General features: G+C 64.1%; 24 protein-coding genes, 1 pseudogene and 1 riboswitch. Of the genes and pseudogenes, 13 read left to right on the forward strand and 12 right to left on the reverse strand.

The features are described 5' to 3' along the window. Positions 1–49 precede the first annotated feature (49 nt). Positions 50–1,048, forward strand: a complete 999-nt coding sequence (locus tag ACQ4N9_RS17960) for a methyltransferase (protein WP_390968534.1) — start codon at positions 50–52, stop codon at positions 1,046–1,048. Between the two features lie 38 nt (positions 1,049–1,086). Further along, a riboswitch (yybP-ykoY riboswitch) is annotated at positions 1,087–1,208 on the forward strand. Positions 1,209–1,298: 90 nt separating this feature from the next. Then, positions 1,299–1,883, forward strand: coding sequence for a TMEM165/GDT1 family protein (locus ACQ4N9_RS17965; protein ID WP_208642806.1), 585 nt, complete (start codon positions 1,299–1,301; stop codon positions 1,881–1,883). A gap of 161 nt (positions 1,884–2,044) precedes the next feature. On the opposite strand, the gene ACQ4N9_RS17970 is transcribed toward ACQ4N9_RS17965, so the two are convergent. Beyond that, on the reverse strand, positions 2,045–2,860 hold the full coding sequence (locus ACQ4N9_RS17970; protein ID WP_110994799.1) for a M48 family metallopeptidase: 816 nt from the start codon (positions 2,858–2,860) through the stop codon (positions 2,045–2,047). 1,234 nt (positions 2,861–4,094) lie between these two features. On the opposite strand from ACQ4N9_RS17970, the pseudogene ACQ4N9_RS17975 reads away from it, so the two are divergent. Next, a pseudogene (locus tag ACQ4N9_RS17975) lies at positions 4,095–4,295 on the forward strand (HAMP domain-containing protein); the annotation flags it as partial. 114 nt (positions 4,296–4,409) lie between these two features. Beyond that, positions 4,410–5,153: a methyl-accepting chemotaxis protein gene (locus tag ACQ4N9_RS17980; protein WP_371923704.1), complete on the forward strand. Its 744-nt coding sequence runs from the start codon at positions 4,410–4,412 to the stop codon at positions 5,151–5,153. A 154-nt stretch (positions 5,154–5,307) separates the two neighbouring features. Here the strand turns inward: ACQ4N9_RS17980 and ACQ4N9_RS17985 are convergent, their stop codons facing one another. From ACQ4N9_RS17985 to ACQ4N9_RS17995, 3 genes are read right to left on the reverse strand one after another with little or no spacing between them, the layout of a single operon-like run. Then, complete coding sequence (locus tag ACQ4N9_RS17985) at positions 5,308–5,928, reverse strand: SOS response-associated peptidase (RefSeq protein WP_390968532.1); 621 nt, start codon at positions 5,926–5,928, stop codon at positions 5,308–5,310. A 15-nt stretch (positions 5,929–5,943) separates the two neighbouring features. Next, positions 5,944–6,204 (reverse strand): putative signal transducing protein, encoded by a 261-nt coding sequence (locus ACQ4N9_RS17990; RefSeq protein WP_125860337.1) that lies wholly within the window; start codon positions 6,202–6,204, stop codon positions 5,944–5,946. Then, positions 6,204–6,386, reverse strand: a complete 183-nt coding sequence (locus tag ACQ4N9_RS17995) for a CPXCG motif-containing cysteine-rich protein (protein ID WP_390968530.1) — start codon at positions 6,384–6,386, stop codon at positions 6,204–6,206. The genes ACQ4N9_RS17990 and ACQ4N9_RS17995 overlap by 1 nt, the downstream gene beginning before the upstream one ends. Positions 6,387–6,508: 122 nt before the next feature. Between ACQ4N9_RS17995 and ACQ4N9_RS18000 the strand changes: the two genes are divergently transcribed. Further along, a complete protein-coding gene (locus tag ACQ4N9_RS18000) occupies positions 6,509–7,678 on the forward strand; it encodes a 1-acyl-sn-glycerol-3-phosphate acyltransferase (RefSeq protein WP_322359971.1) in 1,170 nt (389 codons plus the stop codon). A gap of 192 nt (positions 7,679–7,870) precedes the next feature. Here ACQ4N9_RS18000 and ACQ4N9_RS18005 read toward each other — a convergent pair whose 3' ends face one another. Beyond that, positions 7,871–8,131: a hypothetical protein gene (locus tag ACQ4N9_RS18005; protein ID WP_390968528.1), complete on the reverse strand. Its 261-nt coding sequence runs from the start codon at positions 8,129–8,131 to the stop codon at positions 7,871–7,873. 158 nt (positions 8,132–8,289) lie between these two features. Between ACQ4N9_RS18005 and ACQ4N9_RS18010 the strand changes: the two genes are divergently transcribed. Beyond that, positions 8,290–8,496: a hypothetical protein gene (locus tag ACQ4N9_RS18010; protein ID WP_125465519.1), complete on the forward strand. Its 207-nt coding sequence runs from the start codon at positions 8,290–8,292 to the stop codon at positions 8,494–8,496. Between the two features lie 258 nt (positions 8,497–8,754). On the opposite strand, the gene ACQ4N9_RS18015 is transcribed toward ACQ4N9_RS18010, so the two are convergent. Further along, positions 8,755–9,339: a YajG family lipoprotein gene (locus tag ACQ4N9_RS18015; RefSeq protein WP_390968527.1), complete on the reverse strand. Its 585-nt coding sequence runs from the start codon at positions 9,337–9,339 to the stop codon at positions 8,755–8,757. Between the two features lie 217 nt (positions 9,340–9,556). Here ACQ4N9_RS18015 and ACQ4N9_RS18020 point away from each other — a divergent pair, with 217 nt between their 5' ends. Next, complete coding sequence (locus ACQ4N9_RS18020; RefSeq protein ID WP_323830621.1) at positions 9,557–9,790, forward strand: hypothetical protein; 234 nt, start codon at positions 9,557–9,559, stop codon at positions 9,788–9,790. 606 nt (positions 9,791–10,396) lie between these two features. Next, positions 10,397–11,902 (forward strand): malate dehydrogenase (quinone), encoded by a 1,506-nt coding sequence (gene mqo / locus ACQ4N9_RS18025; protein ID WP_390968525.1) that lies wholly within the window; start codon positions 10,397–10,399, stop codon positions 11,900–11,902. 116 nt (positions 11,903–12,018) lie between these two features. Here the strand turns inward: mqo and ACQ4N9_RS18030 are convergent, their stop codons facing one another. The 4 genes from ACQ4N9_RS18030 to ACQ4N9_RS18045 all read right to left on the reverse strand — a co-directional run bounded on the left by ACQ4N9_RS18030 (position 12,019) and on the right by ACQ4N9_RS18045 (position 13,965). Next, on the reverse strand, positions 12,019–12,309 hold the full coding sequence (locus ACQ4N9_RS18030) for a PA4642 family protein (protein WP_110994788.1): 291 nt from the start codon (positions 12,307–12,309) through the stop codon (positions 12,019–12,021). A gap of 70 nt (positions 12,310–12,379) precedes the next feature. Then, a complete protein-coding gene (locus ACQ4N9_RS18035; protein WP_125465521.1) occupies positions 12,380–12,850 on the reverse strand; it encodes a hypothetical protein in 471 nt (156 codons plus the stop codon). 81 nt (positions 12,851–12,931) lie between these two features. After that, positions 12,932–13,405 (reverse strand): WbuC family cupin fold metalloprotein, encoded by a 474-nt coding sequence (locus ACQ4N9_RS18040; RefSeq protein WP_390968522.1) that lies wholly within the window; start codon positions 13,403–13,405, stop codon positions 12,932–12,934. Positions 13,406–13,407: 2 nt separating this feature from the next. After that, on the reverse strand, positions 13,408–13,965 hold the full coding sequence (locus tag ACQ4N9_RS18045; protein ID WP_125465523.1) for a hypoxanthine-guanine phosphoribosyltransferase: 558 nt from the start codon (positions 13,963–13,965) through the stop codon (positions 13,408–13,410). Between the two features lie 162 nt (positions 13,966–14,127). Here ACQ4N9_RS18045 and upp point away from each other — a divergent pair, with 162 nt between their 5' ends. Together upp and ACQ4N9_RS18055 are read left to right on the forward strand one after the other, a co-directional pair. Then, complete coding sequence (upp, locus tag ACQ4N9_RS18050; RefSeq protein WP_110994785.1) at positions 14,128–14,766, forward strand: uracil phosphoribosyltransferase; 639 nt, start codon at positions 14,128–14,130, stop codon at positions 14,764–14,766. 2 nt (positions 14,767–14,768) lie between these two features. Next, on the forward strand, positions 14,769–16,043 hold the full coding sequence (locus tag ACQ4N9_RS18055) for a uracil-xanthine permease family protein (RefSeq protein WP_390968520.1): 1,275 nt from the start codon (positions 14,769–14,771) through the stop codon (positions 16,041–16,043). Positions 16,044–16,451: 408 nt separating this feature from the next. Here ACQ4N9_RS18055 and hemH read toward each other — a convergent pair whose 3' ends face one another. Then, positions 16,452–17,465 (reverse strand): ferrochelatase, encoded by a 1,014-nt coding sequence (gene hemH, locus ACQ4N9_RS18060; RefSeq protein ID WP_390968518.1) that lies wholly within the window; start codon positions 17,463–17,465, stop codon positions 16,452–16,454. Positions 17,466–17,478: 13 nt separating this feature from the next. Then, positions 17,479–18,384: a TIGR01777 family oxidoreductase gene (locus ACQ4N9_RS18065; RefSeq protein ID WP_390968516.1), complete on the reverse strand. Its 906-nt coding sequence runs from the start codon at positions 18,382–18,384 to the stop codon at positions 17,479–17,481. A 187-nt stretch (positions 18,385–18,571) separates the two neighbouring features. On the opposite strand from ACQ4N9_RS18065, the gene ACQ4N9_RS18070 reads away from it, so the two are divergent. The 3 genes from ACQ4N9_RS18070 (at position 18,572) to ACQ4N9_RS18080 (ending at position 21,503) form a co-directional block, all read left to right on the forward strand. Beyond that, the gene (locus ACQ4N9_RS18070; protein ID WP_390968514.1) at positions 18,572–19,558 is read left to right on the forward strand and encodes an NAD(P)/FAD-dependent oxidoreductase; all 987 of its coding nucleotides are present in this window, start codon (positions 18,572–18,574) and stop codon (positions 19,556–19,558) included. A gap of 108 nt (positions 19,559–19,666) precedes the next feature. Continuing rightward, on the forward strand, positions 19,667–20,635 hold the full coding sequence (locus ACQ4N9_RS18075; RefSeq protein ID WP_390968513.1) for a YbgA family protein: 969 nt from the start codon (positions 19,667–19,669) through the stop codon (positions 20,633–20,635). Beyond that, positions 20,625–21,503 carry a MerR family transcriptional regulator gene (locus ACQ4N9_RS18080; RefSeq protein ID WP_390968511.1) on the forward strand — a complete coding sequence of 293 codons (879 nt, stop codon included), beginning with the start codon at positions 20,625–20,627 and terminating at the stop codon, positions 21,501–21,503. The genes ACQ4N9_RS18075 and ACQ4N9_RS18080 overlap by 11 nt, the downstream gene beginning before the upstream one ends. Positions 21,504–21,506: the final 3 nt, after the last annotated feature.

A 21,506-nucleotide genomic window follows, 5' to 3' on the forward strand; every position in this document is an offset into this window, starting at 1 on the left:
GACTGAAGCCTCTGCTACACTGCGCCACTTTTTTCAGGAGGCGTCGTCCATGGACCCGCGCAGTGAAGTGTTGCTCCGCCAGGCGGACCTGTTCCAGGGCCCGCTGTTGATCGCCGGCGCCCAGGCCGATGGCCTGCTTGGCCAGCTGCCGGCGGCCCATGGCTGGACCTGGCATGCGGGCGATCAGGCGGTGCTTGAAAGTCGCTTCGCCGGGCGCAGCCACTATGGGGTCGAAGTGCCTGCGGTGGCCTTCGACAGCGCGGTGCTGTTCCTGCCCAAATCCCGCGAACTGGCCGCCTACCTGCTCAACGCGCTGGCGTCACGCCTGGCTGGCCGCGTGCTCTACCTGGTGGGTGAAAAACGCGGTGGCATCGAAGGTGCGGCCAAGCTGCTGCAGGCCTTTGGCAAAGCGCGCAAGCTGGACAGCGCGCGGCACTGCCAGCTGTGGCAGGTGACCGTCGAAAACGCCCCTGAAGCCAAGCCACTGCATAGCCTGGCCGAACGTTTCGAGCTGCCGCTGGCCGATGGCCCGCTGCAAGTCATCAGCCTGCCGGGCGTGTTCAGCCATGGCCGCCTGGACAAAGGCACGGCGCTGTTGCTGGAGCACCTCGACGGCCTGCCAGGCGGCCATGTGCTGGACTTTGGCTGCGGCGCTGGTGTGCTGGGGGCAACGGTCAAACGGCGTTACCCGCACAGCCGGGTCACCCTGCTGGATGTGGATGCATTCGCCGTAGCCGCCAGTCGCCTGACCCTTGCGGCCAACAACCTTGAGGGCGAGGTGATCAGCGGTGACGGCATCGACGCCGCCCCTGCCGACCTGGACCTGATCCTGAGCAATCCGCCCTTCCACACGGGGGTGCATACCGATTACCAGGCCTCGGAGAACCTGCTGAAAAAATCTGGCGAACATCTTCGAAAAGGTGGCGAAATACGCCTGGTTGCCAACAGCTTCCTGCGTTACCAACCCTTGATCGAAGGCGCGCTCGGCAACTGTGAAATTCGCGCCGAAGCCCAGGGCTTTCGCATCTACCGGGCAACCCGTGGCTGAAAACAGCGCTTGCCGAATGTGCGCGGTGTAGGCAGAATCCGCTCCGTCCTAGGGGAGTAGTCTCCCGCGAGCGCCCTGCTCGCCCGGTACGCGTCAACACACTTGGCCCACAGGCCATGGCGCGTACGACCCACGATCCGCACAGACGGATCCAGGGTTTGACAAGACCTATGACACGCACACCTTACCCGGGGCGGGGAGGCTGTACGTGTCATAGCCGTGTCGACCCGCCCCCGTAGGAAACCTGATGCTGGAATCTCTGCTGGTCCCCACCGCCATCGTTGCGCTCGCCGAAATCGGCGACAAGACGCAACTGCTCGCACTCATCCTCGCGGCGCGTTTTCGCAAGCCCTGGCCGATCATCGCCGGCATTGTCGCCGCGACCCTGGCCAACCATGCCGCCGCTGGCGCCGTGGGTGCCTGGGTGAGCAGCTTCTTCACCGAATCGGTACTGCACTGGATCCTCGCCGCAAGCTTCACCGCCACCGCGCTGTGGACCTTGGTGCCGGACAAGATGGACGATGATGAAAGCAGCAACGCGCGCCGTTTCGGGCCATTCCTGACTACCCTGATCGCGTTCTTCCTGGCGGAGATCGGCGACAAGACCCAGGTCGCCACGGTAATGCTGGCGGCGCAGTATCCGCACCTGATCATGGTGATCATCGGTACCACCCTGGGCATGCTGATTGCCAACGTGCCGGTGGTACTGGCGGGTAACTTCGCGGCCGAGAAACTGCCACTGACACTGATCCGGCGCCTGGCGGCGGCGGCGTTCGTGGTGCTGGCGATCGTCGCGGTGTATTCGGCGATGAAGACCAGCGGCTGGATAGGCTGACAGTGGCAAGAGGTGCAAGCAACCGACTTGTGTTGCTTGCACTGACCTCATCGCCGGCAAGCCGGCTCCCACAGGTACTGCGCAAGTCTCGAGAATGGCGCGGTCAAGGTGGGAGCCGGCTTGCCGGCGATAGGGGCGCACAGCGCCCCTGCCTGAATAGCTTACTTCTTGGCCGCTTGATACAGCGGCATCACCTTCGGAATCGCTGCCTGCAGCGAGGCAATCCGGCTGCTGGAGGCCGGGTGGGTGCTCATGAACTCAGGCGGTGCACCTTCGGAGGCCTTGCTCATCTTGTTCCACAGGGTGATCGCGGCGTTCGGGTCGTAACCGGCGCGCGCCGACAGTTCCAGGCCGATCAGGTCGGCCTCGTTCTCGTTGCTGCGGCTGTTGGGCAGGGTCATGGCGTAGTTCACCACGGTGTCGGCCAGCGCCATGCTGTCCTGGCCAAGCCCGAGGAAGGCACCCGCGCCCTGACGGGCCATTTCCACGCCATAGGCCTTGGACATCGCTTCACGGCCGTGCTCACGCAGGGCGTGGGCAATTTCGTGGCCCATGACCGCGGCGATCTCGGCATCGTTGAGCTTGAGCTGATCGATCAGCCCGGTGTAGACGATGATCTTGCCGCCCGGGCCGCAGTTGGCATTGAGCTCGTCGCTCTTGATCACATTGACTTCCCACTTCCACTGCGCGGCATCCGGCCGGAACACTGGAGCCTGAGCGATGAGGCGATCGGCGATGGCCTGCACGCGCTTGGCGTCGGCACTGCCCTTGTCCAGCACGCCCTTGCTCGACGCTTCGCCGAGGGTCTGCTGGTACGACTGGGCATACATCTGGTTGACCTCATCGGTCGAGAGCATGCTGAACATGTACTGCTTGCGCTCGACGCCCACGGCGCCACCGCTGGTGGTATTGACCGCCTGGCAGCCGCCCAGCAGGACGCTGGCGCTCAACATGCTGACAACGAATGACTTACGCATTAAAACACTCCCTTTTTACGTGCCGCGTATCCTAGGCCCTGATGCTCGCCTCGACCAGAGCCACAGGGAAGATTTCTTACAGGCCCCTCATGCTTTGGTATTAGCCCGCCGATAACCCAGGGATACGACCTCCTTGCGCGCGGAGCTTTTCATGAAGTTCAAGTCGATCCAGTTTTCCGTGGCCGCCCTGGCCGGTGCCATCGTGCTGAGCATTGTCGCGGCACTGGTGCTTTACGCCGTGTACTCCGGCCAACGCACCCAGGCGCTGGTGGAACAGCGCACACAGAAGCAGTTCGAAAGCGTGATCGAGCAGCGCCTGGCAGCCCTGGCCCGCACCCAGGTCAGCGAGATCCAGCGCGGCCTCGAGGCGCCCCTGTCGATTGCCCGCAGCCTGGCCACCAGCAACGCCATGCTCGGCATGCGGGCCGCCGATGGCAGCCCGCTGATGCGGGTCGACCGTGAACACTTGATCAACCAGCTCAAACGCACCGTCGAGGTCAACCCGACGGTGCTGGGCGCGTACCTGGGCTGGGAGCCCAACGCCCTCGACCATGACGACGCCCGCTACGTCGGCAGCAAGCTGGTCGGCATCGACGGCGCCAACGGCCGCTTCCTGCCCTGGTGGTTCCGTAACGGCGACGGCAGCCTCGGCCAGGACCAACTGGCCGACGTCAATGACCGCACCGTGCTGGCTACCGGTGTGCGCGCCAGCGAGTACTACCTGTGCCCGAAAGAGTCGAAAAAGGCCTGCGTGATCGACCCGGCACCCTACAAAGTCGGCGACAAGATGGTCATGCTCGCCTCGTTCGTCGAACCGATCATGGTCGATGGCCAGTTCCAGGGCATGGCCGGCGCCGACCTGTCGGTGAACTTCATCCAGGACCTGCTCAACGCCGCCGACCGCCAGCTCTACGACGGTGCCGGCGAGCTGGCACTGGTGTCGAGCAATGGCCGCCTGGTGGCCTATACCCGAGACCCGTCGAAGTTCGGCGAAAAGGCCAGCGAGGTGCTCGCCAGCGAAGAGGCGGCCACCCTGAGCAGCCTTAGCGGCGAAGCGCTGCATTATGAAGTGGACGCCGGCAAGGACCGCATCGAGCTGTACCTGCCGTTCAAGGTCGCCAGCACCGATGCGCGCTGGACCTTGCTGCTGGAACTGCCGTTGAGCACGGTGATGGCCGACGTCAACCAGTTGCAGCAGGACCTGGCCGAACAACGTCGCACCGACATCGCCGGCATGACCGTGGTCGGCCTGGGCATCGCCGCGCTGGGCCTGCTGGTGATCTGGCTGCTGGCCCACGGCATCGCCCGCCCACTGCGCCAGATGGTGGCCATGCTCGACGACATCGCCCAGGGCGAAGGCGACCTGACCCGCCGCCTGCAAAGCGACCGCGCCGACGAACTGGGCGCCATCGCCAAGGGCTTCAACACCTTCCTGATCAAGCTGCAGGCGATGATCAGCCAGGTGGTCAGCTCGGTACAGAAGGTCAGCGATTCGTCGGAGCACACCGCCGACATCGCCATCCGCACCAACCAGGGCGTGCACAAGCAGATGGTGGAGATCGACCAGGTAGCCACCGCCGTGCAGGAAATGACCGCCACCGCGCAGGATGTGGCGCGCAACGCCACCCAAGCGGCCCAGGCTGCCAGCGAGGCCGACCGTGCGGCCAACCAGGGGCTGGAGATCGTGCGTGACACCTCGCACTCGATCAGCGCACTGGCCGGCGAGATTGGCCGGGCGGTGACCGTGGTGCAGGACCTGGCCCGCGACAGCGAGAACATCAACGCCATCCTCGTGGCGATCCGCGCGATTGCCGAGCAGACCAACCTGCTGGCGCTCAACGCCGCCATCGAGGCCGCCCGCGCCGGCGAGCAGGGCCGTGGCTTCGCCGTGGTCGCCGACGAAGTCCGCAACCTGGCACAGAAGACCCAGCAGGCCACGCAGGAAATCCAGCAGATGATCCAGCAGCTGCAGCAGGGTACCCGCGAGGTGGTCAAGGTGATGGAAGACAGCCAGGGCAAGACCGACGTCAGCGTGCAGCAGGCCAGCCGCGCGGCGCAATCGCTGGAGAGCATCACCCAGGCGGTGTCGGTGATCAACGACATGAACACCCAGATCGCCAGCGCCGCCGAGCAGCAGAGCGCGGTGGCCGAGGACATCAACCGCAATGTGATCAGCATCGGCCAGGTGGCCGGCGAAGTTGCTGGCGGCGCCGATGAGTCGAGCCAGGCCAGCGCCGAGCTGACCAAGCTGGCCGAGCAGCAGCGGCGCCTGATCAATCAGTTCAGGGTGTGACCCCACGGCGCACAGATACACCTGTAGGAGCGGCCTTGTGCCGCGATAGGGATGCGCAGCAGCCCCGGCGATTTTGCATGATGCCGAGATCTTGGGGCCGCTATGCGGCCCTTTCGCGACACAAGGCCGCTCCTACAGGGATTACGCCAAGGCCTCAAGCCGGGGTCAGGCACTCCGGCCCATCGAGTTTCGGATCATTGACGAACAGCGCCAGCGCCCGCTCGCGCAAGGCACCTGGCGGCTTGGCCAGGATTTCGTGCAAACGCGGCAACGGTGTATCCGGGTCGAGCCAGAGCGCCTGCTCGGCCTCATCCAGGATCAGCGGCCGGCGCTGGTTCATGGCCGCCTGGGTGATCACCGCGCAGCTCAGCCAGACCTGCTCCTGCACCGGATACGCTTCCCAGACCGCGGCAAAGAACAGCGCCGAGCCCTCTCCCGGGGTGACCCAATAGGGGCGCTTGCGCGCCGTGCCGCGCCACTCGTAGAAGCCGTTGGCCGGTATCAGGCAGCGCCGCTGGCGGAACGGTTCACGGAACATCGGTTGCTCTGCGAGGGTCTCGGCGCGGGCCTGGGCCGGGGTACGGGAGAGGTCGGTCAACCAGGCCGGGGTCAGCCCCCAGCGGGCACTGGCCAGTTGCAACTGGCCATCGAGCTGGCGCTGAATCAGCACCGAGGCACCGGGAGAGATGTTCCATTGAGGCTGCTGGCCCGGGGGGAACCCCGGCAGGCCGGCGAAGGCCTGGGACCAGCGAAACAGGGCATAGCGTCCACACATGGGCGAAATCAAAACCTAACAGATCAGGGTTCCCGGATAACTTTCCGGTTCGTCGCCAGCAAGAGGCTGGGCCGCATTGTACGCATCGATCAGCTGCCGCGCGTAGCCGGCCTGTTCATCGGCCACTGCCAGGCCGAGCAGGCCCTGCATGGGCAGCTCGCCCACACCGCCCATCAGATCGCGCCCGACCAGGTGCACCTCGATGCCCTCGCTGACCAGCATGCCCACCAGCATCTGCGCCTCCAGGAGGCTTTCCGGGTCATAGATTCGCTGCATCAGTCATTCTCACCGTAGACATCGAGCATCCACTCATCGCCATGTACCTGCAGCACGAAGCGGATAGGCTTGCAGCACACCTGGCAGTCCTCGATGTATTCCTGATCGCCGCCGGACAGGTCCACCGTCGTTTCGACTTCTTCACCACAATAGGGACAATCGTAGCGTGCAGTCTCCAGCATCGCGGCCTCCCGAGTGACTTGTGCGTATAATTGCCGGTCTGTTTACAGGGCCTGTGTGTGTCCGAGCCGTTTTTCCGACCCCGTCCCTACCTTATTACCCTAGCCGTTTCCAACAAGAGAGCATGATGGGCGAATTCGATGCCATCCGACCGTACGACGACGCTGAGGTCCCTGCCGTTCTGGCACGCCTGCTCAGCGACCCGGCATTCCTCGATATCCTCACCCACTTCCGCTTCCCGCGCGCGGCGGGCGCCCTCGGCTGGCTGCTCAAGCCGCTGATCGCCCGGCGCCTGCGTAAAGAGTTCGCCGGCGTTACCTGCGTCTCGACGCTGCAGGACAAGGTCGAGTACTACGTCGACCGCACCATCGACCGCGCCACCGACGGTGTTACCTATTCCGGCGTCGAGCAGCTCAAGTCGGGCACCGCCTACCTGTTCCTGGCCAACCACCGCGACATCGTCATGGACCCGGCCTTCGTCAACTACGCGGTCTATCACGCGGGCCTGCCCACGCCGCGCATCGCCATCGGCGACAACCTGCTGCAGAAGCCGTTCGTCAGCGACATGATGCGCCTGAACAAGAGTTTCATCGTGCACCGCTCGATCAGCGGGCGCCGCGAGAAACTGGCCGCCTACCAGCTGCTGTCGGCCTACATCAACCACTCGATCCGCAACGACGGTGCCTCGATCTGGATCGCCCAGGCCGAAGGCCGCGCCAAGGACGGTGACGACCGCACCGATTCGGCCATTCTCAAAATGTTCCACATGAGCCGCAAGGACGAGCCGTTCGGCGCGGTGATCCAGAGCCTGAACCTGATCCCGGTGTCGATCAGCTACGAATACGACCCCTGTGACCAGGCCAAGGCCCGCGAGCTGTATATCCGCGCCACCACCGGCAGCTACAAGAAGGCCCCGGGCGAGGACGACAACAGCATCGCCCAGGGCATTACCGGCTACAAAGGGCGCGTGCACATCAACTTTGCCCCACCGGTGACCGAGTACCACGAAGACACCAAGCAGCTGGCGCAAGCCATCGACCGGCAGATTCTTGGTGGCTACCGGTTGTTCCCGGTGCACTACCTGGCCTATGCGATGTGGGCCGAGAAGGATGCGGCACTCGAGGTGCCAGGCGCGGAGAAGTTGTTCCCGGCGGACGAATTGGCCAAGGCCAGGGAAGAATGGCAGCGTCGCCTCGACGCATGCCCGGTGGAACAGCAGCCGTACCTGGTGCAGCAGTATGCGACGCCGGTGCGCAACCAGTACCAGGTGAAGCGCCAGCCCCTGTCCGCCTGAAGAGTGGCTTGTGCGAGCAACTGTCTTGCTCGCCATTCAAACAGCTGCACTCTGCCTGTGGGAGCGGGTTTACCCGCGAAGATGACACCTCGGTGCCTGGCACGGGCTATGCCCGTGTTCGCGGGTAAACCCGCTCCCACAGGCAGAGTGCAGGTCTTGAGTTCGCCGCTACCACCAATGGAACACCAGGCTTCAGACCCAGGTGCTGAACCACGACAGCAGCAGCGCCATGGCCAGGCACGAAAAACCGAGGATGTAGTAGTAACGCGGCACGCGCCGGTCGAAGGCATCCACCAGCCCTTCGTCCACCGCCAGGCTTTCACGGGTCATGTTGGCGCGGCGCCGGGCACTGTGCAGCAGCAGCCCGCCAGGGCAGGTTATGAACAGGGCCAGCAGGTTGATCAGCTTGGCCGGGTGGGCAGCCAGGAAGCCCCAGAGCACTTGCAACGACATCGCACGACCTCGGTATCACGACGGCAAAGCCCGGCATTCTACCCAAGCCGGCCTGCCCCTCCCGCTTTTTGCGACAAAGTGTCAGTTAATTTCATCTGTCACACGCTCGTCATCAGGACAGGCCACCCTGTCGGCCTTCCACCGTACCGGAGCTTGTCATGCTGCACGCCGAAAACCAGGACCGCCTGTACCTCGTTGCCCAGAGCGATGAGCAACAAGCGCTGATCGACAGCTTCTCGATCAATGTCCAGGATCGCCAGTGGCTGGTGTATTGCGCCTTGGGCGGACACAGCCATGACGACCTGCCCGAGGTCGACATGCAGACCGGCATCAGCTTGCTGGACTTCCACGTCCTAGCGGCCTGAGACATCTTCAACGGCTTCATCGCAGGCTGAATGCATCGTTTGAAACCAGCAAACATCCTGTGGGAGCGGCTTTAGCCGCGAAGCAAGCGACGCGGTGCATGGCACCGGCTTCGCCGGTGTTCGCGGCTAAAGCCGCTCCTACAGGGCCGGCGCTCTACTCAGGATATGCACAGCCCTGTGGGCACCGGCGAAGCCTGCGCACAAAAAAGCCCGCTGCCTGGCACCCAGGCAGCGGGCTTTTGCATTACACCGAAGCGCTTACTCGCCCAGCACCTGCCCGATGGTCGGGTCCTTGAACAGGCGGGTAAGGGCATCGCTGAGCACATCGCTCACCAGCTTGGTGTTGGTTTCCTGGTTCGGCGCCATGCCGAAGCGCTGGTCGAGCGAAGCACCGTAGCGGCCGCTGTAGCGGCGGTTGGCGTTCGACACGTCTGCGCGGAAAGTGGCGCCGATGGTGGCCTCGGTCACGTACATCTTGTCCTTGGGCGACTGGTACTTCAGTTCGGCCAGGGTCACGGTCAGCTGCGGCGCGTTGCCAGCGTTGGGCGTCGGGGTGAAGCCAAGCAGGCGCACTGCCGCTTCGGCCTGGGCCTGCAGCTTGGGCACGACATCATTGCCACTGACGCTGATGGTGCTGGTTTCGGGGTACATGCCCCCACGGGTGCCCAGCGATTGCGAGGCGCGACCGTCAACCACCCTGACCACCACCGGCTGGCCATGGCCGACCGGCGCAAGTTGCTGAGTGAGCTTGGGTTGCGGGCTGAGTTGTTGCGGGCTGTGGGCACACCCGGCCAGGCTCAGGCTGGCCACCGCGAACAAACCGACCAACAGACGTTGCAACATGCGCATTTCTCCAGAAAAAGCGGCAAAGGCCCACAGTATACCTAGGGGCAAGCTCTAAGCGGCAAGCCTCAAGCTGCAAGAGGAGGCAGAGCGCGTGACGGCACACGGCTTTCTTGCTGCTTGCAGCTTTCGGCTTGCAGCTCGCCCCGCTTGTCACAATGGTTTCATGCCCCCGCCGTTATGCTTGCGCCAGCCCGACCTGACAGGACAAACCGCCATGGCCTCGCTCTGGACCCTGCTTTTCAAACGTCAGCGCCACTTCACCTACGCCCACCTCGACAGCAATGGCATCTGCCTGGGCTTCAAGCACACGCGCCAGCCGCCAACGGCCGCCGGCTGGGTCCTGGTCAGCGAGGCGCACCTCGGCTGGCTGGGCCAACCGCTACCCGCCAGCGCCCGAATTTGCAGCCACGCAACCAGCCGTTGGCAGCGTCGCCCCCTCGCAGCCTGACAAACGCTGCAATAAAAACCCATAAAGACCGACCTTTCTGCCTGCGACCTCGCTATAATCTGCCCCCGATTATAAGGACGTCTCCTGATCGGGCCCCGCATTCGCCGACTGACCCCGGCACCTTCTACGCTTCGCCCACAGAGAGCCTTCCACTCAGGTCTTGCATTGGCTGTCGTGCCTGCTGTTTCCGGCCTTCTGCTGCGCATGAACCTGCGGGTTGCCATCGTGCAGTCCACTTTTGAGGTTCACGTCTCCAAAAGAGCGTGAAAAAACGGTTTTTCACAACTTCACGAGAGTGTGGCGAGCAATGAACAGTCTGGCATGTGTAAAAGCAGCAGATCTTTCACAAACAGCCCTGCGCAGACGGCACAAGCGCTCATCCTGGATGGGAGCCTGAGGCCGGCCCGTAACGCATGACGGATCACTTGACCATAAGTCGAATTGCCGCACCCGTGGCAAACGGCGTTCAATACCTGAACACCCAAGACTGATTGGCAGTGTCCGCTGAAGTTGCAAGAACTGCGAAGAGTCGGACATGGCGATCCTGGCAAACCCAGGGATCCTGTGCTGTCAATTAGGTAGCTGTAGATTGTGGAGACGCGTTAAATGGCGCAGAACGAATCGGTTGATGTGGTACTGGTAGGCGCGGGCATCATGAGTGCCACCCTGGCCGTACTGCTCAAGGAGCTCGACCCGACCCTGAAGCTTGAGGTCGTAGAGGCGATGGACTCCGGAGCCGCGGAGAGTTCCAACCCCTGGAACAACGCCGGTACCGGCCATGCCGGCCTGTGCGAGCTGAATTACACCCCGCAGGCCGCCGATGGCAGCATCGACATCAAGAAAGCCGTGCACATCAACACCCAGTTCGAGGTTTCGCGCCAGTTCTGGGCCTACCTGAGCAAGAAGGGCAACTTCGGCTCGCCGCGTGCTTTCATCAACCCGGTTCCGCACCTGAGCTACGTCGAGGGTGACAAGGGTATCGACTTCCTCAAGAAGCGCTTCGAGCTGCTCAAGCAGCACCACGCCTTCTCGGAGATGGAATACACCGAAGACAAGGCCGTGATGAACGACTGGATGCCGCTGATGATGCCGGGCCGCCCGGCTGACCAGCGCATCGCCGCGACCCGCGTGGCCAAAGGCACCGACGTCAACTTCGGCGCCCTGACCAACAAGCTGCTCAAGCTGCTGGGCAACAGCCCGGACACCCAGGTCAAGTACAGCAAGAAGGTCGTCGGCCTGCGCCGTAACGGCAGCGCCTGGACCGTGAGCATCAAGGACGTCAACAGCGGCGGCAGCCGTGAAGTCGACGCCCGCTTCGTCTTCCTCGGCGCCGGCGGTGCCGCACTGCCCCTGCTGCAGGCCTCCGGCATCCCGGAAAGCAAAGGCTTCGGCGGCTTCCCGGTCAGCGGCCAGTGGCTGCGTTGCGACAACCCGGAGATCGTCAAGCAGCACCAGGCCAAGGTCTACAGCCAGGCCGCGGTTGGCGCCCCGCCCATGTCGGTTCCGCACCTGGATACCCGCGTGGTCGATGGCAACACCTCGCTGCTGTTCGGCCCGTACGCCGGCTTCACCACCAAGTTCCTCAAGCACGGCTCGTTGATGGACCTGCCGCTGTCGGTGCGCATGGGCAACATCGGCCCGATGCTGGCCGTGGCCCGCGACAACATGGACCTGACCAAGTACCTGGTCAGCGAAGTGATGCAGTCGATGGAGCAACGCCTGGAAGCCCTGCGTCGCTTCTACCCCGAGGCGAAAGCCGAGGACTGGCGCCTGGAAGTGGCCGGCCAGCGGGTACAGATCATCAAGAAAGACCCGAAAAAAGGCGGCGTGCTGCAATTCGGCACCGAGCTGGTTTCGGCCGCGGACGGCAGCCTGGCTGCACTGCTCGGCGCATCGCCCGGCGCTTCGGTGACCGTGTCGATCATGCTCGAGCTGATCGAGCGCTGCTTCCCCGAGCAGGCGAAGGGTGCCTGGGCTGCCAAGCTCAAGGAAATCTTCCCGGCCCGCGAGAAGGTCCTGGCGACCGACGCTGCGCTGTACCACAAGATCAGCGCCGACAACGATGTGGCGCTGGACCTGGCGCAGGACAGCCCGGCCAAGCACTACGCCTGAACCGGCTGAAACGAAAAAACGCCCCTCGGGGCGTTTTTTTGTGCCTGGACCACCAGGCTTTGCACCGCCTTGTAGGAGCGGCCTTGCCGCTCCTACAGGGGCATGCGCCCACGGGATCAGCCGCGGGCGTTGTCGATGATCTCGATGTACTCAGGGGCGTTGCGCTGGTCGGCAATCACCTCGACGAACGTCTTGCCGTGCTCGTCCTTGCCATCCAGGTCGTATCCGGCCTCGAGGAAGAAACCGACATAACGCTCGAAATCGTCGATACGCAGGCCACGGTAGCCTTTGATCAGCTTGTGGTGCGACGGCGAGGTGAGGCCATCGGCCGGCTCGAACTGCAGGAAGCTCTTGATGTACTCGTCGCTGATTTCGTCACCAATCACCTGTTTCTTGTCTTTACGCATCAAGGACTCCCACTGGACTGTCTAGGACATTTTCGAAGGCCGGCAGTGTACCCCTCGAGTCGATCGTGCCTCAACGCGTACGTACGGTTCCGGTGTGCAGATCGGCCCAGACATGGCCGTTGCCATAAGTGAGGAACTGCACGTAAAGGGTCTCGTTGCGCAGCAGGTCCATGATCACCCGATAGTCGGCCATCGGGTAATTGAGGGTCAGGGTGCGGCGCTTGTCGTCATAGGCCGGCTTTTTCAGGCTCTTGCCGCCCTCGCCGTCGAAGTTGATCAGCACCTCGCCGATGGTCGAGCCCTTGCTCAAGGGCTTGCCCTTCAGGCGCATCTGCAACGAGGAGGTGATTGGGATGGGTTGCTGGTCGGACTGGCGCTGGGTGCCCACCACCACCGAATAGTCGGTGACCTGTAGCAACTGCTGGCTGGTCGGTGCTTCCTGGCGCAGGGCGAGGTCGTCGGGGGGCAGGAACTGGCTGTGCAGCGGGGCAGCGGATAGCGGCAGGCTCACCGCCAGCAGGAGAGGGACGAACGCACGCATGTGAGGCTCCTTGGCTTGAAGGGGCACTCTAGCATGGTCTGTTCGGCCGAAGCGGCCTGCTCGGCGAGGCCGCCTGACCGCTCAGTCGAACTGCGCGCGCATCCAGGCCTGGTACTCGGCCACACCGGCCTCGCCTTCACGCGGCGCCCAGTGGGCAAGCTCGCCCTCACCCACCGGGCGGTAAGGCCCGGCCTTGCATTCGAACAGCATGCTGTCGGCTTGCAGCACCACCAACCCGTGGTAGGTCCCCGGCGCCAGATCGACACCCAGGCAGTCACCGCCCGCCTCCATGACACGTTTGCCGGTGACGGTACCCTGCTCGTCGAAAATCAGCAGGCCGATCCGCCCTTTGAGCACGATCAACGCCTCGGCCTTGTCCGCGCTCAGGTGCCGGTGCGGCGGAATGTAGGTATCCGGTTGCAGGCCCACGGCCATGCGGTGGCAAGGCTCTTCCATGTCATGGAAGTTGTGGTGCTGGCGGCCACGCGGGTTGGCCGCTGACTGTGCTGCCAGCCCGGTGAACAACGCCTGATCGATAAACGCGGGCTGGCGCATGATTACAAGCCCTTGACGGCGAAGATGCCGTTGGCGTTGCGCCAGTAACCCTTGTAGTCCATGCCATAGCCGAAGATGTAGCGGTCGACGCACGGCAAGCCGACGTAGTTGGCTTTCAGGTCCGGGCTGGCCTTGCGGTCGTGATCCTTGTCGATCAGCACCGCGGTGTGCACCGAGCGGGCACCGGCATGCTTGCAGAACTCGATGATGGCGCTGAGGGTGTGGCCCTCGTCGAGGATGTCGTCGACGATCAGCACGTCACGGTCAATGAACGACACCTCGGGCTTGGCCTTCCAGAACAGCTCGCCGCCGCTGGTCTGGTTGCGGTAGCGGGTGGCGTGCAGGTACGAGGCCTCCAGCGGGAACTGCAGGTGGGTGAGCAGCTTGCCGGCGAAGATCAGGCCACCGTTCATCACGCAGAAAACCACCGGGTTCTTGTCGTGCAGGTCCTTGCAGATCTGTTTGCCGACCTCGGCGATGGCGGCCTCGACCTCGGCTTCGTTGTACAGGCAATCAGCCTCGTGCATCACTTGACGGATATGCTCGAGATCGGCGGACATGGCGCTCTCCAGGGGGTGCGTTTTGGAAAAGCGGGCAAAGGTACGCATCCGCTCGTCCCAGATCAAGCCTTTATGGACTAACGTGCACAATGACCGCACGACAGTCAGGACTGAATAGATTAATCTAGCGCGGTTTTTTTGCCCGCCTTCCGGAGCCCCCCTATGCCTACTCGTGAGATCCGCCATCCGCTGATCCGCCATAAGCTCGGCCTCATGCGCCGCGCCGATATCAGCACCAAGAATTTTCGCGAACTCGCCCAGGAAGTCGGCGCGCTGTTGACCTATGAAGCCACCCAGGACCTGCCACTCGAGACCTACGAGATCGACGGCTGGTGCGGCAAGGTGCAGGTCGAGAAAATCGCCGGCAAGAAGATCACCGTGGTGCCTATCCTGCGTGCCGGCATCGGCATGCTCGACGGCGTGCTCAGCCTGATCCCCGGCGCCAAGGTCAGTGCAGTGGGCGTTGCCCGCAACGAGGAAACCCTCGAAGCGCACACCTACCTTGAAAAGCTCGCACCGGACATCAACCAGCGCCTGGCCCTGATCATCGACCCGATGCTGGCCACCGGCGGCTCGATGGTCGCCACCATCGACCTGCTGAAGAAAGCCGGCTGCAAAGAGATCCGCGCCATGGTGCTGGTCGCGGCACCTGAAGGTATCGAAGTGGTGGAGAAAGCCCACCCGGATGTGAAGATCTACACCGCCTCGATCGACCAGCGCCTGAACGAACATGGCTACATCGTCCCCGGCCTGGGCGATGCCGGTGACAAGATCTTCGGCACCAAGCAGAAGGACGCCTGACCATGCAGGACGGCTTCAACGACCCGCTCTGGCGCCAGGTCGTCTCGGGCGCGCAGATGCTCTTCGTGGCATTCGGCGCGCTGGTGCTGATGCCGCTGATCACCGGCCTCGACCCCAACGTCGCGCTGTTCACAGCCGGCATCGGCACCTTGCTGTTCCAGTTGGTGACCGGTCGCCAGGTCCCGGTGTTCCTGGCGTCGAGCTTTGCCTTCATCACCCCGATCATCCTCGCCAAGGGCCAGTTCGGCCTGGCCGAGACCATGGGCGGCGTGATGGCCGCAGGCTTCGTCTACACCTTCATGGGCCTGATGGTGAAGATCAAAGGCACCGGCTTCATCGACCGCATGCTGCCGCCCGTGGTCATCGGCCCGGTGATCATCTCCATCGGCCTGGCCATGGCGCCGATTGCCGCCAACATGGCCATGGGCAAGGGCGGTGACGGCGCTGCGCTGATGCCGTACAAGACCGCGATGATGATCTCCATGCCGGCGCTGCTGACCACGCTGATCGTGGCGGTGTTCGGCAAAGGCATCTTCCGCCTGGTACCGATCATCTCCGGCGTGCTGGTGGGCTTTGCCCTGTCGTTCGCCTTTGGCGTGGTCGACACCGCCAAGATCGCCGCGGCCCCTTGGCTGGAACTGCCGAACTTCACCGCCCCGGCCTTCAACTGGCAGGCCATCCTGTTCATCGTTCCGGTCGCCCTGGCACCGGCGATCGAGCACATCGGCGGGGTGATCGCCGTCGGCAGCGTGACCGGTCGTGACTACCTGAAGAAGCCTGGCCTGCACCGCACCCTGCTGGGTGACGGCCTGGCAACCACCGCCGCCGGCCTGTTCGGCGGCCCGCCCAACACCACCTACGCCGAAGTGACCGGCGCGGTGATGCTGACCAAGAACTACAACCCGAAGATCATGACCTGGGCGGCGGTGTTCGCCATCACCCTGGCCTTCATCGGCAAGTTCGGCGCGCTGCTGCAGAGCATCCCGGTACCGGTGATGGGTGGCATCCTCTGCCTGCTGTTCGGCTCGATCGCGGCGGTGGGCATGAACACCATGATCCGCCACAAGATCGACCTGGCCGAAGCGCGCAACCTGGTGATCGTGTCGGTGACCCTGGTGTTCGGCATCGGCGGCGTACTGATCGGCAGCGGCGACGGCCCGGACGACTGGGGCCTGAAGGGTATTGCCCTGTGCGCCATTGTGGCCATTGCCCTGAACCTGATCCTGCCGGGCAACGATGGCTGGAAACACAAGAAGCTGGATGATCAGTTGCCTTGATTCGGCGCTAGCCTGATCTGGCCTCTTCGCGGGTAAACCCGCTCCCACAGGATTTTCACCGAACCTGTGGGAGCGGGTTCACCCGCGAAGAGGCCAGCCCAGGCAACCCAGGCCTCAGGCCATATCGCACATAAACCTCCTCCCACAGGATTTTCACCGAACCTGTAGGAGCGGGTTCACCCGCGAAGAGGCCAGCCCAGGCAACCCAGGCCTCAGGCCTTCTCGCACATAAACCTCCTCCCACAGGATTTTCACCGAACCTGTGGGAGCGGGTTCACCCGCGAAGAGGCCAGCCCAGGCAACCCAGGCCTCAGGCCATATCGCACATAAACCTCCTCCCACAGGATTTTCACCGAACCTGTGGGAGCGGGTTTACCCGCGAAGAGGCCAGCCCAGGCAACCCAGGCCTCAAGCCTTCTCGCACATCCCCGCCAACACCTTCACCCACTCCGGGTGATCATTCAGGCACGGCACCAACACCAGTTCCTTGCCACCCGCCTCGATGAACTGCTCCTTGCCCCGATCGCCGATCTCTTCCAGCGTCTCGATGCAGTCGGCGACGAATGCCGGGCACATCACCAACAGCTTCTGCACCCCCGCCTTGCCCAGCTCATCCAGGCGCGTTTCGGTGTAGGGCTCGATCCACTTGGCGCGCCCCAGGCGCGACTGGAACGACACCGACCACTTGCCATCCGGGATACCCATCTTCTGCGCGAAAGCCTTGGCGGTGGCCAGGCACTGGCCGCGATAGCACACCGCGCGCATCTCGGCGCTGGCGCCGGCACAGCAGTCGGCGGCCTGGAAATCGTGGTTGCCGGTGGGGTCGAGCTTCTTCAGATGGCGCTCGGGCAGGCCATGGAAGCTCAGCAGCAGGTGATCGTAACCCTGCTCCAGGTGCGGCCGGGCGCTGGCGACCAGCGCATCGATGTAGTCGGGGTGGTCGTAGAACGGCTGCAGGATACGGGTCTGCAACGGCAGCTTGCGCTCGGCGATGGTCTGCTTGGCCAACTCCACCACGGTGGTCACGGTGCTGTCGGCGAACTGTGGATAAAGCGGCGCCAGGGTCACTTTACGCACGCCCTGGGCAGCCAGGCGCTCAAGCACCTCGGGCAGCGCCGGCTGGCCATAGCGCATGGCGATCTCGACCGGGCCATGGGGCCAGTGGGCGGTCATCGCCTGCTGCAAGCGGCGGGTCAGCACCACCAGCGGCGAACCTTCGTCCCACCAGATCGAGGCGTAGGCATGGGCCGACTGCTCGGGGCGCTTGATCAGGATCAGCGACACCAGCAGGCGTCGCACCGGCCAGGGCAGGTCGATCACGTACGGGTCCATGAGGAACTGGTTGAGGTAACGGCGCACGTCGGCCACCGAGGTGGAGGCCGGCGAGCCCAGGTTGACCAGCAGCAGAGCGTGATCGGTCATGCAGCGTCCTATGTCAGAGGCGGCTGGACAGGTTGCCCAGCGCCGATTGCAGATCGTTGAAGCGGAACGTGAAGCCTGCCGCCAGCAGGCGCACCGGGCGGGCACGCTGGCCGCCAAGCAGCAATGTGGATAACTCACCCAGCCCGGCCTTGAGCAGCACCGCCGGCATCGGCAGCAACGCCGGCCGATGCAGGGCACGCCCCAGTTGCCTGGCGAACTCGCGATTGCGCACCGGCTCCGGGGCGCAGGCATTATAAGGACCGCTGGCCTCCTTGTGCTGCAACAGAAAATCAATCAGGGCGACCTGATCGTCTATATGCACCCACGGCATCCACTGCCGGCCATCGCCCAGCGGCCCGCCCAGCCCCAGCTTGAACGGCAGGCGCAGGCGCGACAAAAAGCCGCCGTCGCTGGCCAGCACCAACCCCGTTCGCACCAGCACCACACGGATGCCAAGGGCCTGGGCGCGCAAGGCGGTCTCCTCCCAGGCGATGCACAACTGGCTGGCAAAATCTTCCTTCACCGGCACGGACGCCTCGGTCAGCTCACGCTCGCCACCGTCGCCATACCACCCCACGGCAGAGCCGGATATCAGCACCTCGGGGCGTTGCTCGCGGCCCTCGAGCCAGGCCAGCAACTGCTCGGTGAGGGTGATCCGGCTGGCCCAGAGCAGGCTGCGTCGCCCGGCTGTCCAGGGCCGGTCGGCGATCGGCGCGCCGGCCAGGTTGATCACCGCGTCCACGGCATCATCCGCGGCAATGTCCTCCAGCCGAGCGACACCCCGCACGTCGCTGCCGCAGCGTTTGGGCACCTGCGCGGGGGTACGGCTCCACACGGTCAGGCGGTGACCCTGCCCTCGCCACAGCTGGCAAAGGTGCTGGCCGATGAGGCCGGTACCGCCGGTCAGCAATATATGCATGACTGTGTCCTCAGAGTTGGCGGCCGTGGTCTATTTTTAAGATCAAGGCACTTTTTTGACCGAACGCTCTCGGATAAACATAGGCCAAGCTGCCCTATCGAGCGGAATAACCTTATACAAACATTGCGTATTGTACAGGTTTGCCTGGCAGCGTAGGCTGCGAACAGCGAGGTTCGAAGAGGCCATCATGACAGTACCTATTGCCATCATCGGTGCCGGCATCGCCGGTTTGTCCGCCGCCCAGGCCTTGCAGAAAGCCGGGCACACCGTCCATCTGTTCGACAAAGGCCACGGCAGCGGCGGGCGCATGGCCAGCAAGCGCAGCGAGGCCGGTGCGCTTGACCTCGGTGCCCAATACTTCACCGCCCGCGACCGGCGTTTCGTCGAGCAGGTGCAACATTGGGTCGCCAGCGGCTGGGCCGAACAGTGGAAGCCGCAGCTGTACAACTACCGCGATGGCGAACTCACCCCCTCCCCTGACGAACAGACCCGCTGGGTCGGCGTACCGCGCATGAGCGCCATCACCCGCGGCTTGCTCAAGGACGTCACGGTCAACTTCGGCTGCCGCATCGCCGAGGTGTTCCGCGGCAAGCACTACTGGCACCTGCAGGACACCGATGGCTGCAGCCACGGCCCGTTCAGCCGCGTGGTCATCGCCGTGCCGGCGCCCCAGGCAACGCAACTGCTGACCGCCACCCCAAAGCTTGCCGCAGTCGCTGCAGGTGTGCAGATGGAGCCGACCTGGGCGATCGCCCTGGGCTTCGAAACCCCGCTCGATACCCCTATGCAAGGCTGCTTCGTACAAGACAACGCGCTCGACTGGCTGGCGCGCAACCGCAGCAAGCCCGGGCGTGAAGCGCACCTCGACACCTGGGTGCTGCACGCCACCTCCAACTGGAGCAAGCAACATATCGACCTGCCCAAGGAAGACGTGATCGAACAACTGTGGGGCGAATTCGCCGAGCTGGTCGGTTGCGTGGTGCCTGCGCCGACGTTCGCCCTCGCCCACCGCTGGTTGTATGCCCGGCCAGCCGTGAACCATGAATGGGGCGCCCTGGCCGATGCCGACCTGGGCCTGTATGCCTGTGGCGACTGGTGCCTGTCCGGGCGTGTCGAAGGCGCCTGGCTCAGCGGCCAGGAGGCGGCCCGGCGATTGCTGGAACACCTGGAATAGCCGGACAAAAAAATCTATACAAGAAATAATTCTTGTATAAGTTTTCAAATGTGCTGGAATTGCCTTGTACAAACCCTGCTGCCTGTACAAGTAATTCCGGAGCACGCCATGAACCATCCTTCCCCGAGCGGCAAGCCACGCCTGGCCATCAGCGCCTGTCTCACCGGCCTCAACGTGCGCTATAACGCCGGGCACAAGCACTCCGACCTGTGCCATGAGCTGCTCGATGAGCACTTCGAATGGGTGACCGTGTGCCCGGAAGTCGCCATCGGCCTGGGCGTACCTCGCGAACCGATCCGCCTGGTCGGCGACCCGGAGCACCCTGCCGTCACCGGCACCCGCGACAGCAGCACCGATTTTTCGGGCCCGCTGCGTGCCTACGGCCAACAGATGGCCAGCGAACTCGACGATATCTGCGGCTACATCTTCATGCAGAAATCGCCTTCCTGCGGGCTCGAGCGGGTCAAGGTGTACCAGGAGAACGGCTACCCGGCCAGCCAGGGCGGGCGTGGCGCCTACGCCGCCGCCTTCTGCGCCAGCCGCCCGGACCTGCCGGTGGAAGAAGAAGGCCGCCTGCACGACCCGGTGCTGCGCGAGAACTTCATCAGCCGCGTGTATGCCTATGCCGACTGGCAGCAGGTGCTGCAGGGCGGCCTCAGCCGTGGCGCGCTGATCCGCTTCCACGCCCGCTACAAGTACCTGTTGATGGCCCATAACCCGCAGGCGTATCGAAGCCTGGGCAAGCTGCTCGGCAGCATGACCCGCGACCAAGACCCCGAGCAGTTCGGTCGCGCTTATTTCAGCCAGCTGATGCAAGCCCTGCGTCGCTGCGCCAGCCGCGGCACCCATGGCAACGTGCTGCAGCACCTGAGCGGTTACCTGCGCAACGACCTCGACCAGGCCGACAAGGCCGAGCTGCAGCAGATCATCGGCCAGTACCAGCAAGGCGTGGTGCCGCTGGTGGTGCCCTTGACCCTGCTCAAACACCACCTGCGTTGCCACCCCGACCCCTACCTTTTGCAGCAGGCCTACCTGCAACCCCACCCTGAACGCCTCGGGCTGCGCAATGCCATCTGAAGCCCTGCTACCCATTGGCGAAGTCGCCCGGCTGACCGGCGTCAACCCGGTCACCCTGCGCGCCTGGGAGCGCCGTTACGGGTTGATCAAGCCGCAACGCACAGCCAAGGGCCACCGCCTTTATCCACAGGACCAGGTGCAGCGCGTCCAAGCAGTGCTGCGCTGGCTCGAACGCGGCGCGGCGGTAAGCCAGGTGCGCGCACTGCTGGACAACGCGGCGGACGCCAGCACCCCGGTCGAGGGCGAATGGGGTGAGCGCATCGAGCAACTGATCGAAGCCATCGCCCATCTGGCGCAACGCCCACTCGACCAACTGCTGAATCAGGCCATGGCCCTGTATCCGGCCGTCACGGTGTGCGAACGGCTGTTGCTGCCGCTGCTCGACGCGCTTGCCCTGCGCTGGCAAACGCACTTCGACGCGGGCCTGGAGCAGGCGTTCTTCAACACCTGGCTGCGCAGCAAGCTGGGCGCCCGGGTGTACCACGACAGCCATTCCCTGGCGGGGGCTTGCGTACTGCTCGCACGCACCGACGACACCCCCTTCGATGCCGAGTTCTGGCTCTGCGCCTGGCTGCTCAGCAGCAGTGGCCAGCCGCTGGAGATCCTCGAATGGCCCGTGGAACCCCGCCAACTGCGCCAAGCCGTCGAGCTGCTGCAGCCACGCGCGCTGCTGCTCTACCTCGGCCGGCGCCCGGACCTCGCCGCCCTCGGCCGCACCCTGCAGGACCTAAACAGCGCAAAACTCCTGGGCGGCCGCAGCATCAGCCTGCATCAGGCCGAACTGCAAGCCTTGGGCCTGCCCGGCCTGCAGTTGTTCGACAGCCCACAGGCCGCCTTGCACCGCCTTCAACACTCAACAGGCCGTTAAACC

This window comes from Pseudomonas sp. ES1 (assembly GCF_050586605.1).
In the GTDB taxonomy this organism is placed as follows: Bacteria; Pseudomonadota; Gammaproteobacteria; order Pseudomonadales; family Pseudomonadaceae; genus Aquipseudomonas; species Aquipseudomonas sichuanensis.

Coding starts and splice junctions, on each gene's coding strand:
- ACQ4N9_RS17960 (WP_390968534.1), top strand. CDS start 50: ATGGACCCGCGCAGTGAAGTGTTGCTCCGCCAGGCGGACCTGTTCCAG.
- ACQ4N9_RS17970 (WP_110994799.1), bottom strand. CDS start 2,860: ATGCGTAAGTCATTCGTTGTCAGCATGTTGAGCGCCAGCGTCCTGCTG.
- ACQ4N9_RS17980 (WP_371923704.1), top strand. CDS start 4,410: ATGGTGGAGATCGACCAGGTAGCCACCGCCGTGCAGGAAATGACCGCC.
- ACQ4N9_RS17985 (WP_390968532.1), bottom strand. CDS start 5,928: ATGTGTGGACGCTATGCCCTGTTTCGCTGGTCCCAGGCCTTCGCCGGC.
- ACQ4N9_RS17990 (WP_125860337.1), bottom strand. CDS start 6,204: ATGCAGCGAATCTATGACCCGGAAAGCCTCCTGGAGGCGCAGATGCTG.
- ACQ4N9_RS17995 (WP_390968530.1), bottom strand. CDS start 6,386: ATGCTGGAGACTGCACGCTACGATTGTCCCTATTGTGGTGAAGAAGTC.
- ACQ4N9_RS18000 (WP_322359971.1), top strand. CDS start 6,509: ATGATGGGCGAATTCGATGCCATCCGACCGTACGACGACGCTGAGGTC.
- ACQ4N9_RS18005 (WP_390968528.1), bottom strand. CDS start 8,131: ATGTCGTTGCAAGTGCTCTGGGGCTTCCTGGCTGCCCACCCGGCCAAG.
- ACQ4N9_RS18010 (WP_125465519.1), top strand. CDS start 8,290: ATGCTGCACGCCGAAAACCAGGACCGCCTGTACCTCGTTGCCCAGAGC.
- ACQ4N9_RS18015 (WP_390968527.1), bottom strand. CDS start 9,339: ATGTTGCAACGTCTGTTGGTCGGTTTGTTCGCGGTGGCCAGCCTGAGC.
- ACQ4N9_RS18020 (WP_323830621.1), top strand. CDS start 9,557: ATGGCCTCGCTCTGGACCCTGCTTTTCAAACGTCAGCGCCACTTCACC.
- mqo (WP_390968525.1), top strand. CDS start 10,397: ATGGCGCAGAACGAATCGGTTGATGTGGTACTGGTAGGCGCGGGCATC.
- ACQ4N9_RS18030 (WP_110994788.1), bottom strand. CDS start 12,309: ATGCGTAAAGACAAGAAACAGGTGATTGGTGACGAAATCAGCGACGAG.
- ACQ4N9_RS18035 (WP_125465521.1), bottom strand. CDS start 12,850: ATGCGTGCGTTCGTCCCTCTCCTGCTGGCGGTGAGCCTGCCGCTATCC.
- ACQ4N9_RS18040 (WP_390968522.1), bottom strand. CDS start 13,405: ATGCGCCAGCCCGCGTTTATCGATCAGGCGTTGTTCACCGGGCTGGCA.
- ACQ4N9_RS18045 (WP_125465523.1), bottom strand. CDS start 13,965: ATGTCCGCCGATCTCGAGCATATCCGTCAAGTGATGCACGAGGCTGAT.
- upp (WP_110994785.1), top strand. CDS start 14,128: ATGCCTACTCGTGAGATCCGCCATCCGCTGATCCGCCATAAGCTCGGC.
- ACQ4N9_RS18055 (WP_390968520.1), top strand. CDS start 14,769: ATGCAGGACGGCTTCAACGACCCGCTCTGGCGCCAGGTCGTCTCGGGC.
- hemH (WP_390968518.1), bottom strand. CDS start 17,465: ATGACCGATCACGCTCTGCTGCTGGTCAACCTGGGCTCGCCGGCCTCC.
- ACQ4N9_RS18065 (WP_390968516.1), bottom strand. CDS start 18,384: ATGCATATATTGCTGACCGGCGGTACCGGCCTCATCGGCCAGCACCTT.
- ACQ4N9_RS18070 (WP_390968514.1), top strand. CDS start 18,572: ATGACAGTACCTATTGCCATCATCGGTGCCGGCATCGCCGGTTTGTCC.
- ACQ4N9_RS18075 (WP_390968513.1), top strand. CDS start 19,667: ATGAACCATCCTTCCCCGAGCGGCAAGCCACGCCTGGCCATCAGCGCC.
- ACQ4N9_RS18080 (WP_390968511.1), top strand. CDS start 20,625: ATGCCATCTGAAGCCCTGCTACCCATTGGCGAAGTCGCCCGGCTGACC.